General features: G+C 60.8%; 13 protein-coding genes and 2 pseudogenes. 10 read left to right on the plus strand and 5 right to left on the minus strand.

From position 1 onward, the window contains the following. Positions 1–35: 35 nt before the first annotated feature. Positions 36–827 (minus strand): sulfite exporter TauE/SafE family protein, encoded by a 792-nt coding sequence (locus H4V98_RS10590; RefSeq protein ID WP_280757492.1) that lies wholly within the window; start codon positions 825–827, stop codon positions 36–38. A gap of 270 nt (positions 828–1,097) precedes the next feature. Between H4V98_RS10590 and H4V98_RS10595 the strand changes: the two genes are divergently transcribed. Continuing rightward, positions 1,098–2,300, plus strand: coding sequence for an ABC transporter substrate-binding protein (locus H4V98_RS10595; RefSeq protein ID WP_280757852.1), 1,203 nt, complete (start codon positions 1,098–1,100; stop codon positions 2,298–2,300). 67 nt (positions 2,301–2,367) lie between these two features. Here the strand turns inward: H4V98_RS10595 and mnmC are convergent, their stop codons facing one another. Next, on the minus strand, positions 2,368–4,278 hold the full coding sequence (gene mnmC / locus H4V98_RS10600) for an FAD-dependent 5-carboxymethylaminomethyl-2-thiouridine(34) oxidoreductase MnmC (RefSeq protein ID WP_280757493.1): 1,911 nt from the start codon (positions 4,276–4,278) through the stop codon (positions 2,368–2,370). Between the two features lie 9 nt (positions 4,279–4,287). Continuing rightward, complete coding sequence (locus H4V98_RS10605; RefSeq protein ID WP_196863275.1) at positions 4,288–4,569, minus strand: oxidative damage protection protein; 282 nt, start codon at positions 4,567–4,569, stop codon at positions 4,288–4,290. Positions 4,570–4,718: 149 nt separating this feature from the next. Here H4V98_RS10605 and H4V98_RS10610 point away from each other — a divergent pair, with 149 nt between their 5' ends. From H4V98_RS10610 to H4V98_RS10635, 6 genes and pseudogenes are all read left to right on the plus strand, one after another. Continuing rightward, the gene (locus H4V98_RS10610; protein WP_280757494.1) at positions 4,719–5,750 is read left to right on the plus strand and encodes a sulfate ABC transporter substrate-binding protein; all 1,032 of its coding nucleotides are present in this window, start codon (positions 4,719–4,721) and stop codon (positions 5,748–5,750) included. 222 nt (positions 5,751–5,972) lie between these two features. After that, positions 5,973–6,130, plus strand: a pseudogene (locus tag H4V98_RS10615) (alkanesulfonate monooxygenase); the annotation flags it as partial. A 259-nt stretch (positions 6,131–6,389) separates the two neighbouring features. After that, positions 6,390–6,767 carry a hypothetical protein gene (locus tag H4V98_RS10620; RefSeq protein WP_280757495.1) on the plus strand — a complete coding sequence of 126 codons (378 nt, stop codon included), beginning with the start codon at positions 6,390–6,392 and terminating at the stop codon, positions 6,765–6,767. Next, positions 6,754–7,032 (plus strand): hypothetical protein, encoded by a 279-nt coding sequence (locus tag H4V98_RS10625; RefSeq protein WP_196863272.1) that lies wholly within the window; start codon positions 6,754–6,756, stop codon positions 7,030–7,032. The genes H4V98_RS10620 and H4V98_RS10625 overlap by 14 nt, the downstream gene beginning before the upstream one ends. Positions 7,033–7,180: 148 nt before the next feature. Beyond that, positions 7,181–7,732: a thioredoxin domain-containing protein gene (locus tag H4V98_RS10630; protein ID WP_196863271.1), complete on the plus strand. Its 552-nt coding sequence runs from the start codon at positions 7,181–7,183 to the stop codon at positions 7,730–7,732. A 102-nt stretch (positions 7,733–7,834) separates the two neighbouring features. Continuing rightward, positions 7,835–8,164 carry a DUF6172 family protein gene (locus tag H4V98_RS10635; RefSeq protein ID WP_280757496.1) on the plus strand — a complete coding sequence of 110 codons (330 nt, stop codon included), beginning with the start codon at positions 7,835–7,837 and terminating at the stop codon, positions 8,162–8,164. Positions 8,165–8,194: 30 nt separating this feature from the next. On the opposite strand, the gene H4V98_RS10640 is transcribed toward H4V98_RS10635, so the two are convergent. Then, positions 8,195–9,463 (minus strand): DEAD/DEAH box helicase, encoded by a 1,269-nt coding sequence (locus tag H4V98_RS10640; RefSeq protein ID WP_280757497.1) that lies wholly within the window; start codon positions 9,461–9,463, stop codon positions 8,195–8,197. 558 nt (positions 9,464–10,021) lie between these two features. Here H4V98_RS10640 and H4V98_RS21590 point away from each other — a divergent pair. Then, a complete protein-coding gene (locus H4V98_RS21590) occupies positions 10,022–10,294 on the plus strand; it encodes a hypothetical protein (protein WP_348535232.1) in 273 nt (90 codons plus the stop codon). A gap of 123 nt (positions 10,295–10,417) precedes the next feature. Here the strand turns inward: H4V98_RS21590 and H4V98_RS10650 are convergent, their stop codons facing one another. After that, positions 10,418–11,200 carry an extensin family protein gene (locus H4V98_RS10650; RefSeq protein WP_196863268.1) on the minus strand — a complete coding sequence of 261 codons (783 nt, stop codon included), beginning with the start codon at positions 11,198–11,200 and terminating at the stop codon, positions 10,418–10,420. A gap of 444 nt (positions 11,201–11,644) precedes the next feature. On the opposite strand from H4V98_RS10650, the gene H4V98_RS10655 reads away from it, so the two are divergent. Further along, positions 11,645–12,142: a hypothetical protein gene (locus H4V98_RS10655; protein ID WP_196863267.1), complete on the plus strand. Its 498-nt coding sequence runs from the start codon at positions 11,645–11,647 to the stop codon at positions 12,140–12,142. 134 nt (positions 12,143–12,276) lie between these two features. Continuing rightward, a pseudogene (locus H4V98_RS10660) lies at positions 12,277–13,146 on the plus strand (DUF6817 domain-containing protein); the annotation flags it as partial. Between the last annotated feature and the right edge of the window lie 55 nt (positions 13,147–13,201).

Raw genomic sequence — 13,201 nt, forward strand, 5'->3', positions numbered from 1 at the left:
TATTTAAAAAAGAGGGTTTGTCGTTATGGCTTGAATTACAACGAAATCAGCTTGGCGCCGGCATAGGCCAGCAGCACCGACAAGAGTGAGCGAATCACCCGGTCAGGCGTCTTGCGCATCAAATACGTGCCCAGCAAAATGCCGGGCAGCGAGCCGGCCAGCAGTTTGGCCAGCAGCAGCCAGTCGACCGAGCCAATGGCCGCATGGCCCAGGCCCGCCACCAGCGTCAGCGGCACGGCATGCGCGATGTCAGCGGCGACAATGCGCGGCAACGGCAGGGCAGGGTAAAGCAGCATCAGCACGATCACGCCAATGGCGCCGGCGCCCACTGACGTCAGCGTCACCAACACGCCAATCACCGCGCCAAACAGCACAGGGAAACTCCAGTGGCGCGCACGCGTGGCCTGCGCCAGTTGTTCAGGCGTAACGCGAATGGGCGACGACTTGCCGCGAACGACCTTGTAAAAGGTGGAGGCGGCGGTCAGCATCAGCGCCAAGCCCAAAGTCGTGGTCATCAGCGTCTGCGTCGCCGGATTGGCAGGGCCCAGGCGCTGCAGAAAATACAGGGTCACCAACGAGGCCGGAATGCTGCCCAGCGCCGTCTGCCCGACGATGCGCCAGTCCACGACCCGGGCGCGCGCCAGGCTTACCGTGCCGCCCATCTTGGTGAAGGCGGCAAACAGCAAGTCGGTGCCAATCGCCAGGTGCGGCTTGACGCCGAACACGAAGATCAGAAGCGGCGTCATCAGCGAACCGCCGCCCACACCCGTCAGGCCCACCACGGTCCCAACGAAAAATCCGGCGAAGATAAAAGCGAAATCATGCATAAGGACAAAAATGTAATGGCGGCGCTTATAAAACCAAACAACAGTTTTGTTGTTCGTTTATGCGAATAAGCTTATTCACCCGTCTGCATGCGGCCTGGGTATGGTTTTCTGCTGTTCGATACCCAAGTCGCATCGCATCGCCTAATGTTGCAGTTGCGTGCAGGTTGACTTGTCCGCTGTACAGTCACGGGCTTGCATGGCGGCCGCTCTGCTGCATGGCCTCCATACGACCACCCGATCGCTTTACTTCTGGAGAAAATCTTGACATTCATGAAACCTGCCTTGCTGGGCGGTGTGTTGTTGGCCACAGCCCTTTGTGCACATTCAGCGTCTGACCAGCCTATCAAGATTGGCGAAATCAACAGCTACTCGACCATTCCGCAGTTCACCCTGCCTTACCGCCAGGGCTGGCAACTGGCGGTCGAGGAAATAAACGCCGCCGGTGGCCTGCTGGGCCGCAAGGTCGAGGTGATTGCCCGCGACGACGCCGGCAAGCCCGAGGAAGCACTGCGCCACGCCATCGAACTCACCGCGCGCGAAAAGGTCGATGTCCTGGCCGGCGGCTATTTGTCCAACGTTGGACTGGCACTGAGCGACCACGCGCAGAAAAACAAGCGCGTGTACATCGCCAGCGAGCCGTTGACCGACGCCATCGTCTGGGACAAGGGCAACCGCTACACCTTCCGCCTGCGCCCCAGCACCTATATGCAGGCCGCCATGCTGGTCGAGGAAGCGGCCAAGATGCCCGCCAGGCGCTGGGCGACGATTGCGCCCAACTACGAATATGGCCAGAGCGCCGTCGCCAGCTTCAAGGAATTGCTCAAGGCAAAGCGGCCCGATGTGGAGTTTGTCGGCGAACAGTGGCCGGCGCTGGGCAAGCTGGACGCCGGCACCGCCCTGCAAGCCACCATGCAAAGCAAGCCTGACGCGATTTTCAATGTGACTTTTGGCGCCGACCTGGCCAAGCTGGTGCGCGAAGGCAACCAGCGCGGTATTTTCCCCAAGGTGCCGGTGGTGTCTCTGCTGTCGGGGGAGCCCGAATACCTCGACGTGCTGAAAGACGAAACGCCCAGGGGCTGGATTGTCACCGGCTATCCCTGGGACCAGATCGACTCGCGCGAGCACGCGAGTTTTGCCGCCAACTACTACCGCCGCTTCAATGAATACCCGAAGGTTGGCTCGGTCGTCGGCTATTCGACCATGCAGGCCATTTTTGCCGGCATCAAGAAGGCCAATTCGACCGATAACGAAAAGCTGGTCGTCGCGCTGCGCGGCCTGAAATTCAGCACCCCGTTCGGCCCGGCCGAGTTTCGCGCCATCGACCACCAATCGACCATGGGCGCCTACGTCGGCAAGCTTGACCTGCGTGGCGGCAAAGGCACGATGACAAATTGGCGCTATGCCGACGGCAAGGCGTACTTGCCGAGCGACGCGTATGTGAAGGCGCGCCGGCCGGCTGATGCGATGAAATGATGCCTGCTATTGAATCAATAGCTGCTTGTGTTCACCGGTTGTGCGCAAACAGCACTTTTTATAAAGATTAGCGGGTCACGTACTGCGGCAGCAGGGCATCGGCCTGGCGCTGCTCCAGCGGCAGCGGCTCGCCATGCAGCCGGGCGGCCAGCAACTCGCCGCACAGGGCCGCGAAGGTCAACCCGCGCGAGCCCATGCCGCTGCAGACCCACGCGTCCGGCACACCTTCGAGCGCTCCCAGCGAGGGCAGGCGGCTGGGCGTGGCGCAGCGAATGCCGGCCCAGCCTTGCACCTGGCCGCTGTCAAACTGCGGCGCCAGCGCCTGAGCGGCGGCGGGCAGCAGGGTTTGCAGCTTGCTGAAATTTTGGTGATCGTCGGCAGGCCGCAGCCGGGTGCTGGTGCTGTCGCGTTCGAAGCTTGAGCCGGCGACCCAGGCCAGCCCGCCCGCCAGCGGCACGGCGGGCACCAGGCTGCCATGACCATTGACCGGAAATGGCGGCATCGCCCTGGCCCGACTGGCCTGGCCAGCGGTGTCTTCTGGCGCATGTAACGCCCAGCTGGCCTGTCCGCGAATCGGTTGCAGCGCCAGTGAATGTTCCAGCGCGGCGCTTTCGGCCAGCGCACGCGTGCCGGGGCCGGCTGCCAGCACCACGAGCCCGGCCTGTGCGAGCAGATGTCCTGCATCGTCAAGCGCCTGCCATGCGCCGGCATGCCGCACCAGCTGGCTGACGGCCGCGTTGCCGCGCCAGGTGACGCCCGGCGTGGCCAGCCAGGCCGCGACCAGCCGCGCCGGCTTGATCCAGCCGCCCTGCGCATGCCACAAGGCCGGGGTTTCGGGGGGCAGGCCGGCTGCGGCGAGCTGTGCCGGCGTGGCCGGCTGCGTCCAGTCGCGCGCGGCATCGGCCAGCGCCTGTCCGTGTTGCCACGCGGCGGGCAACTGGCGCGAATGTTCCACGCAGCGCTCCAGCACGCCGCTTGGGCGCCAGTCGCGGCCATTTTCGAGCAGGCTTTTTGCTTGTTGCAGCATGGCTCTGATGCCGTCGCGCGACAGGCGTGACAGCAGGCTGTCGTCGGGCGAAACATGCGGCGCCAGCACGCCGGCCAGCAAACCCGATGCCCCGGTCGCAGGCGCGTCGGCGGCGTCCAGCACCGTGACCTGCCAGCCGCGTCGCGCCAGGCTGGCCGCGACGGCCGCGCCGGCCAGTCCCGCGCCGATGACGATGCAGCGTGCCGCTTGCGTGCGCGCCAGCGCGGGCCGGGTCTTTTTGGGTTCCCAAACCGGGTTGTATTCCCCCTGTAGGGTGTCGCGTTTCGGGGGAGTACCGGGAACTTTGCGAACGATGAAGCCAGCCTGCGTCAGGGCATCGCGCACACTGCGCGCAATCGTCCAGGTGGCCATGCGCGTGCCGCGGCGGCAACAGCGCGCCACGGCCTTGAAGGTATGCATATCCCAGATGTCAGGGTTGCGCTGCGGGCTGAAGCCGTCGAGGTACACCGAATCGGCTTCGAATGCGGATTCGCGCAGCATTGCCTTGGCGTCGCCGATGCACAGGGTGAGCAGCACCTGCCCACTCTCGAAGACCAGCCGGTGCACGCCGGGCAGCAGGCCCCAGAGTTGCTCTTTCAAAGCTTGCGCGAACGGAATCAGTTCGGGATGCGTCAAGGCGCTGCGCAGCACGTCGCCAGCGCTGGCTGGAAAAGACTCTATTGAGACAAAGTGCAGCAGGCGCGGGCGTTGCGGGTCAGCCTTCCACGCGGCCCAGGTGACGAGAAAATTGAGCCCAAGGCCAAAGCCGGTTTCCAGGACGCACCATTGCGGCTGGGCTTGCCAGGCGCCTGGCAGGCCGCAGCCCTTGAGGAAAACCTCGCGCGCCTGTTCCAGCCCGCCGCTCTCGCTGCAGTAGTGGTCGCCAAAGCGCGGGCTGTAGGGGCTGACGCCTGCCGCGCCGTCTTCCAGCCATTCAATGCGCTCCGCCATTGGCCGCGCTCAGGCGCCGGGCGGCGTCGGCGGAACGTAGCCCTGCACCGCATCGGCGCCATCGCCGAAGAAATGCTTTTCCATCTGCCGCGCCAGGTATTGGCGCGCGCGCGCATCGGCCAGGTTGAGTCGGTTTTCATTGACCAGCATGGTTTGCTGCTTCATCCAGTCCGCCCAGGCCGGCTTGCTGACTTCTTCATAAATGCGCTTGCCCAGCGGGCCGGGATACGGTGGAAAGTCCAGCCCTTCGGCTTCCTTGCCGAGCTTGATGCAGTTAACGAGACGTGCCATGTAGAGAGTTCTTTCGGGGTGTTTAAAAGTCTAAAGATTTTTTTCGAATAAAGAACTAAGTTTTTATTCGTTATGTTTTTCATTGCCGACATCCAGAATCCATTTTGTCCGCATTTGAATGCGATTTTTCAAAACAAGGGAAGCAAACCATGAACTCACGCAGGTACTTTATCAATCTTTCAGGCCGCACCGCATTGGCCATGGCTTTGGCCGGGGCAGTGCTGTCCAGCCAAGCCCAGACGGCGCCGGTCAGGCTGCTTAACGTGTCCTACGACCCGACCCGCGAACTCTATGTGGACTACAACGCCGCCTTCACCAAATACTGGAAGGCCAAGACCGGACAGGACGTGAGCATCAAGCAGTCGCATGGCGGCTCGGGCAAGCAGGCGCGCTCGGTGATCGACGGCATCGACGCCGACGTGGTCACGCTGGGGCTGGCCGGCGATGTTGATGCGCTGGTGAAGAACGGCGGCCTGGTTCCGAAGGACTGGCAAAAGCGCCTGCCGCACAACTCGGCGCCCTACACCTCGACCATCGTGTTCCTGGTACGCAAGGGCAACCCCAAGGCCATCAAGGACTGGGACGACCTGGCCAGACCCGGCGTGTCCGTCATCACGCCCAACCCCAAGACGTCGGGCGGCGCGCGCTGGAACTACCTGGCCGCCTGGGAATTTGCCAAGCGCAAGAACGCCGGCAGCGATGCCAAGGCCAGGGAGTTCGTCGGCCAGCTCTACAAGAACGTGCCGGTACTCGACACCGGCGCGCGCGGCTCGACCATCACCTTCGTGCAGCGCAGCGTTGGCGACGTGCTGCTGGCCTGGGAAAACGAAGCCTTCCTGGCGCTGAAAGAGTTTGGCGCCGACAAGTTCCAGGTGGTGGTGCCGTCGATCAGCATCCTGGCCGAGCCCACGGTGGCGCTGGTCGACAAGAACGTGGACAAGAAAGGCACACGCGCCGTGGCCGCCGCGTATCTGGACTACCTGTATTCCGACGAGGGCCAGGACATTGCCGGGCGCAACCACTATCGACCGACCGGCGAAAAAGCCAAGGCCAAGTACGCCAGCCAGTTCCCCAAGCTCACACTGTTTACGATTGACCAGGGTTTTGGCGGCTGGACCAAGGCCGACAAGGACCATTTTGCCGATGGTGGCTCGTTCGACCAGATCTACATGCAAAAGTGAGCTTCATGCCCGCTGGCCTAACCACCATGGCCGACCAGCAGCGCGTGGCCGACGCCTTTTTCAAGCCCTGCCTGATTCCCCGGCCCGTTCGGGTCGCGGGAATGATGCTTTCTCTGTATGAAGCAAGTAGCGCTTCGGGCAATCACCAACAACTCATGAAGCAGCATTCAATAGGCAATTTTCTGATTCGTCCCCGCCCACGGCGACAGCCGCTACCTTGGTATCAGAAAAGGTGCCAGTGAAGTCAGCTTTGACTGCCTCAAACAGGTCGCCGTGGCCGCCGACACGCAAGGCAACGACGCCGTGCTGATCCCACTTGTCGCTTACGCGAAGAGCCGTGGGTCCACGCCTCCAGCGTGTTGATTGCGCTGACGTGCCGCTGAAGCCGTGCGTCCGGACTGGCCGCCGGGCTGAAAACGGGGCTGTAAAGACCTCGTTGCCACCCGGGATAGTGACTTGCTTTGGTTTTAACGGTAAAATACGTCTCCAACCCACGACAGGCAAGCGTGAAAAGCTATAAATAATATAGCGATAACGTTTGTCGGGCTGGGCTTTAAGTGGCCCGGCCGCCGATCCAACCCTGGTGACGCCGACTGGCAAAGTGCTTGAATTTGGGGATGGAACCCCCAAATCTATAACATGAACGCCATTAAATCAAACGCCCGCAAAACCGATCTGACCGTGACCCATGTGCTCGCTGAACTGCTTGAGCGACTGGAGCGCAGCGCTGTGCCGGTTGGTGCCGAACAGTACCGCTCGGTCGTTCAGCATCTGGTGAGCGAGTTGGGCGAAGTCGAGCCGGGAACGGCGCTCGGCGCCTTGCTCGACAGCCATCCTGCTGCAGCCGAACTGTACGAGAACGTTTATTACCAGCATGCCGGGCTTTGCCGCTCGGCGCTGGACGCTTCACTCGCTGCAGAGCGGCAAGCCAAAGAGGTTCTGGACCGCGCGATGCGTCGGGCCATGGACCGTTCCAATCCATCACATAAGGAAGACCCTACCCATGGCAAGAGCTGACGCAAAAACCGCAGTACTCGCAGACGGCCTGCGCTATAAATCCAAAGTTTCGGGTTCGCCCTTTGCGGCTACCACGTCGTTTGGCGCGGCTACCATGTCGTGCTTCATGTGCGGAAAGCATCGGGCTCGCTCTCTGATGGGCACGCGCAAGGTGCTGGGCAAGTCCCAAGCCGTATGCTCACCTTCCTGCAAAGGGCTGGACGAAGCGCTTGAGGCGGCTGCCGCTGCGTCGGCTGCTGCAGCCGCAGCGGCGTCCGTGACCTGAGGCCTCGCCGGTTCGCCGATTTCGCCATCGGAATTCGCTGATTTGCCCAAGACTTGATTTTTCAATGTCCGGCAGTGCATAGTACAAACCCGGGCCTGCTGGATTTTTTGTCAGTCAAGGGCAAGCGACATGTAAAGGGAAACCCGTCATGAACCCCCATTCCAGAAAAGTGTCCGTGCTGCAACCTGACGAGGCAACTGACCACATCAGCGGGTCGGTATCCGCTCCGGTCACGCTGGTTGAGTACGGTGACTTCGAATGCCCGGCTTGCTGCCAGGCCTACGGCGCAGTGAATATTCTGCGGGCTCATTTTGGCGACAAGCTGTGCTTTGTGTTTCGCCATTTTCCGCTGCGTGAAGTGCATCCGCGTGCTGAACTCGCGGCCGAAGCCGCCGAAGCAGCCGGTGCGCAAGGCCGCTTCTGGCCCATGTATGACCTGCTGTTCACCCATGCGCAGCATCTGAAGGAAAAGCATTTGCTGGACTATGCCGGTCAGGTTGGTCTGGACATGGCGCGTTATACCAACGAAATGTCCGACCATGTCTATCTCCAGCGGGTGCAGGAGCATATGCTGGGCGGCCAGCACCTGGTTGTGCGCTCGACGCCTGCGTTTTATGTCAATGGCACGTTCATCGATGTGTCGTTTGGACTGCAGCACCTGCACGATGCGGTTGACAAGGCATTGCTGCAACGCAGTTGAACCCGGCTGCCAAGAGGCTGCCAACGCTGGACCGATAATGGTCCGCTTCTGAGTCACGTCCGCAAGGGGTGAATCGCATCAAACCCCCATTAGGACCATTCCGTGAGAAAAACATTCCTCCTTAACATCGAAGGCAAGAACCGCGACCGTCTGGTTGAAGCCAGCAAGCACGACATTCGCAAATACGTCAAGCGCGAACGCAGCCGGGCTTTGCCCGCAGGCGTGGATTTTTGGGATTTTGAGTGCAAGTTCGGCAGCAACGAAGCCACGGCGGCCGTGGTTCACTTTGCCGCGCTGATGACATCGATCGACACGGCTGTGCTGGAAGGTGCCGAGCAGTTTTATGTCGAGGTGGTCACCAGGCATGGCCACCGCAGCGCCCGGCCGCAGGGCGCACAAGCCGATTCGGGCAACGACGCAGACTTCGAATAAACGCTGCAGACAGTCCCGACCAAAAGATTATTAGTCTTGCGCCGGCTTGATCTGGCCGGCCGCTTCACGCAGCTTGTCCTTCTTGCTCGGGCGCTTGCCCTTGATACCGCCTACCGACAGCGGATCTGCCGCATTGGGCTGAACGATTTCAAGAGGCTCGAAACCGGCGACCTGTTCACGCGGCACGTTCAGGCGCTGGCGCTTTTCAATCAGCCGGAAATGCGCGTCTGTGCCGGCGCTGACAAAGCTGATCGCCATGCCGCTTTCACCGGCCCGTCCGGTGCGGCCGATGCGGTGTGTGTAGTCGCTTGACGAGCGCGGCAGATCGAAGTTGACCACCACCGGCAGTTGCACAATGTCCAGGCCCCGCGCAGCCACGTCGGTAGCCACCACCACCTGCACCCGCTTTTCCTTGAAGTCGAGCAGCACCTGCGTTCGCTTGCCCTGGCTCAGTTCGCCGTGAAAGGGTTCTGCCTCGATGTCGGCCTTGCGCAGCTTGTCGGCCACGATCTCGGCGGCATGCTTTGTCGCGACAAACACCAGCACTCGGCTCCATTTTTCAGTCTGCACCAAATGGCGCAGCAACTGCGTGCGCCTGCTCGGATCAACCTCAATGGCGCGCTGCGCAATGTCGGGCTCGGCTTGTGGCGCAGCCTGCACCTCAATGCGCAAGGGCTCGCGCAGCATGCGGGCGGCCAGTGCTTCGATGGCCGGCGGAAAGGTTGCCGAGAAAAACAGGTTCTGGCGCTGCACCGGCAACAGCTGCAGAATGCGACCCAGCTCTTCGCCAAATCCCAGGTCCAGCAGCCGGTCGGCTTCATCAAGCACCAGGGTCTCAACGGCGTCCAGCGTTAGCGCTTTGTGGTCGATCAGGTCGATCAACCGGCCTGGCGTGGCGACGATGATGTCGGCCCCGCCCCGAAGGTTCATCATTTGTGGATTGATCGACACGCCGCCAAACACCACGGCAACCTTCAGCCGCTGCGGCAGGTATTTGGCCATGCTGACAAGGGCTTCGCCCACCTGGGCCGCGAGTTCGCGCGTAGGCACCAGCACCAGGCCGCGAATGCGCCGCCGGGCACCAACGGGCGATTCGGCCAGCCGGTGCAGCAAGGGCAGGGCGAAAGCCGCCGTTTTGCCTGAACCGGTCTGGGCTGAGGCCACAATGTCGCGGCCTTGCAAAATGGCGGGAATTGCCGCTGCCTGGACTGCCGTGGGCGCCAGGTAGCCCATGTCGGCAATCGCGCGCGACAGCACGGGCAGCAAGGCCGGCGAAAAGCCGAGGGATGAAAAAGGCATGGAAAAGGGGCTCGGAAGAAAGGCAGAAGACAAAAGGGAAGACGCTAAAAGCCGGTTAAGTGCTGCGACCGGTTGTCGCCAGAACCCGCAAGTTTAAGCCCCGACCTTTCAGCGCCTGTTCAACATTCGTGTGCGCCCGTCAGGCAGGCATCGGACGTTGCCTCCGGATGCTATTGAATCCATAGCTGCTTTCGTAATAAGAACGTGCGCTAGAGTGTGTTTTTACTTGAATTCAGCGGGAAATGCGCTGCGGCTTGCCTGCGTGCAGCGAGAACGCCGCAGCGAGTGATGCGTCCGGGAATTGTCATCTTCCGGGCCACGCTCCGTCAGGCGCTTCTTACCCTGGCTGCGTTGACCCGCCTACGAAGGGTGTTACCCGCTTTCGTTTTCGTAGTTGTCTCCACCGACCTTTTTTAAACTAGCGAAAAACATGCTGGCAATGAATTGCCGCGGCTTACACCGGGTGCGCGCTGAGCAAAAATTCGTGCTTGCATTGAACACCCGGGCGACGCCATCATCCGCGTCAACCGCGCCTGCATCTGCGGCTCAGACCTGCATCTGTTCCACGGCCTCGTGCCCAAAACCCGTGTGGGCACCACCTTTGGCCATGAGTTCACCCGCGTGATTGAGGAAGTAGGTGCGTCGAGGGAAAACTCAAGGTCGGCAACCAGGTGCCGTTGCCGTTCAATGCACTTTGCGGCGACGGCCATTTTTGTCAGCGCTAGCTTTACAGCAACGGCCACCACGTCAACCCCGAAATTTGTGAAGCACTTTGCCCCGTCGCTTTCGGGCCTAGCGGCATGTTGCGGCGCGGCGCTTGTAAGGGCGTGAAGGGGGCAGCCAGTCTAGATTCGGACAGGTCAACAAGTCAATATTTGTGTTGAATTGATCTATTGCGCAAGCTGATTATGCCTTATTAGCTATTAATTGAATAGCAAAAGAGGCTGGCTTGCGCTATCGGCACATGCTGTAGCCGCCGGTTTCCAGGTGGAAATGGTTGCGGTGCACCGCGTTGTAGTCAGGGCCCAGCACGCCGTTGAAAAACTGGCACGCCCCGGCATGTGCATCGTTCAGAAATTGCTCGTGCGGTCCCGCCACCAAAGGATCATCAGTGTTCGACCAGTCTTTCAATACCGTGATCTTCTGGCCTTTTTCGAGCGTGAAGCCGGCAATGTCCAGTGCGTTGGCCGTGGCATGCCGGCTTCGTGCGTCGCCTGGCGCGTCCGGTGAATTGCCTTCGCCCCGGTTGATGTTGCGGCAGGCGTAACTGCCCAGGTGGTCAATGGCGGCGACACGCTGGCCGAAATGCTGTTGCGCGGCGGCCTGAAGTGCATGCTTTTCCCACATGAAAAACGACAGCGCCATCGGGCAACTGAGTGACAGCGGTGAGCCGATGCGAACACCTGCGCTTTTCAGGCGGACTGCATTTTCAAAACCACAGCCTGGCGCCGTCATGCGGTCGGGCAGCACGTCGTACTGCATGCCGGTCTGCTCTAGCGATGCCAGGCATTGCTCAGGGCTGCTGCGGGCACGCGAGAGTTTGTAGGGGGTCAACAGGTTTGGCGGCGCCATGACATCAAGCGGTGCCAAAGGGTTAAAGCGCTCGGGAATTACCAGGCGTCCGCTGTAAAGCCCATAGCCTGCTGCGACAACAAGGCTCCATAAAACGATGGCCGTGGTGTGCGAGTTGCGTGACCGGCCAGCCGAGGGAGGTGGTGGAGAAGAGGGTGTAGGCATGGTTTTGTGGCAACGCATTTATCAAGACACGCCTGCTGGCCTTTGGCAACGCAAGCGAAAACCGGGATTCAGCTAAATAACTCAGGAATGTCTTGCCGGATTAGCGGCCTGTCTGCTGAAATAACTGCCCTGATTGTTTGTATCACCAAGAAACTTTTGCTGCCTGTCCTTTCATCTTGAAATGCTGAATCCAACGACGCATCAGTGGAAAATCGGGCCAGTTGCAGGGGAAGATTTTGCATTCCATGGCTGATGCTGCTATGACAAGTGCAACGTCCTGATGACTCGTGGGTGCGAAAAAGGTTCACGCCGCAGTGCTGTTGATGCCTGCTCAACTGCCAATATATGGACTGCCATGAAATTGGCAGGCCGGACAAATTTTGTAGACTGAATGCTTTGTACAAGTGCACCTTTATGGCCGTTTATAAAAAGACAGAAAAGGGCATGAATGAACTGCTGGCCCCCACGCACAGCCTGGATGCGAGGCTGGTCGGTATCTTGATACTGGTGGACAGCGTGCGCGAGTCGGACGAAGTCAACCGGCTGATCCAGGAGGCCAATTTGCCGGTCGATGGGCTGGAAATTTTGTTGCACGGTGGCTTCATTGACCGTAAATTCAAGGGCAGCGCCACACCGGTCGAGGGGAAAAAATCGACCCCGACCGAACCGGTGACACCCGTGACGGCCACGCCAACCCGCAAGCTTGAACGATTCAATGCGCTGTATGGCTACCTGGTCGAGCAAACCAAAGCCTTGCTCGGGCTTCGCGGTTTCATCCACCAGCTTCGCATTGAACGGGCCTCAACGCTGCTGGAGTTGAAGGCATTGATCGAGCCGATTGGCAAGGCAATTGAAAAAAGGCACGGCCCTGAAAAGGCGAAGCACTTCCTGCGTGAAAGCGAGCGGCTGGCCGTAGCGGCGATTGCCGAGCGCGACATCTAGCGCTGCTTTGCGAATCCAGTGTTTGTCCCACGGCTTGGCTTCACGGGTCACAATGAACAGCGAATCTGGAGGGCCTTGCAGCGTCATACGTCGCGCGGGGCCTGAAAACCGACTGTTTCCACCATGGAGAACCAATGAATCCTGAATTTCATTCCCTTGACAACACCCTGTTTGAACGAGCCGTGACACTGCTTGACGAAGAATGGCTGACCCACGATGTCGACCTGGGTCCTGTGGTGCCCACCGTGCTGGCGCGCAATGTGGGCCAGGACTGGCACAAGGCCGGCACCTTTCGCCATCATTTGCAGGGCGTGGCACGCACTCTGACGCTCTGGCAGCAACCGGTGCATGTGCGGATGCTGGGTCTGCTGCATAGCGTGTACGGCAACGCCTATGTTGACCTGGTGAAGTTTGACCCGGCCAGCGAGCGCGCCCGTGTGCGCGAATTGATCGGCGAAGAAGCGGAGCGCTTGGTGCATCTGTTTTGCACCATGTCGCGGACCCGCTTTGTGCAGGCTGTGCTTCAAGGCGGCATGGCGGCCGATGGCAGCCTGCTGCTTCAGGGCGATGGACAGGCGCAGCGGCTGGCGCCCGAAGAAGTGGCGGCCTTCACTGTTCTCACCATGGCTGACACCGCCGAGCAGTGGTACAGCTGGCAGGACGACATCTTTTCGCGATACCCCGACCACCGCAACACGCTGGCGGCGCCAGTGCATTGGGCGGCGTCGCTTTGGCCTGGTCCGATGCGGCCAACGTCTCGCATGGTCACGCAGGCAGCCCAACTTGGCGCAGCGCTTCGCCATCCGGCCCTCGAAGGCCTGCTGCCCATGCCGCCGGTGTTTGACCAATGCCGCAACCTGTTGACACCGCGTGACGAAGCGGCAGCCCTGTCGCTGTACTGGTCGGTGATTCAGCAGGACCAGCCGCTGGTGGATGCCGACGCGGCAACCGCGGTGCTCGAACAGGCTGTGGCGCTCAATCCGTGGGTCGGCGAGCCACAGATGTAAGCGTCCGACGAATACCATTCTTGCGCGAGGTTGATGGGCCGGGCAGTATCCG

The organism is Polaromonas sp. CG_23.6 (genome assembly GCF_029892315.1).
In the GTDB taxonomy this organism is placed as follows: domain Bacteria; phylum Pseudomonadota; class Gammaproteobacteria; order Burkholderiales; family Burkholderiaceae_C; genus Polaromonas.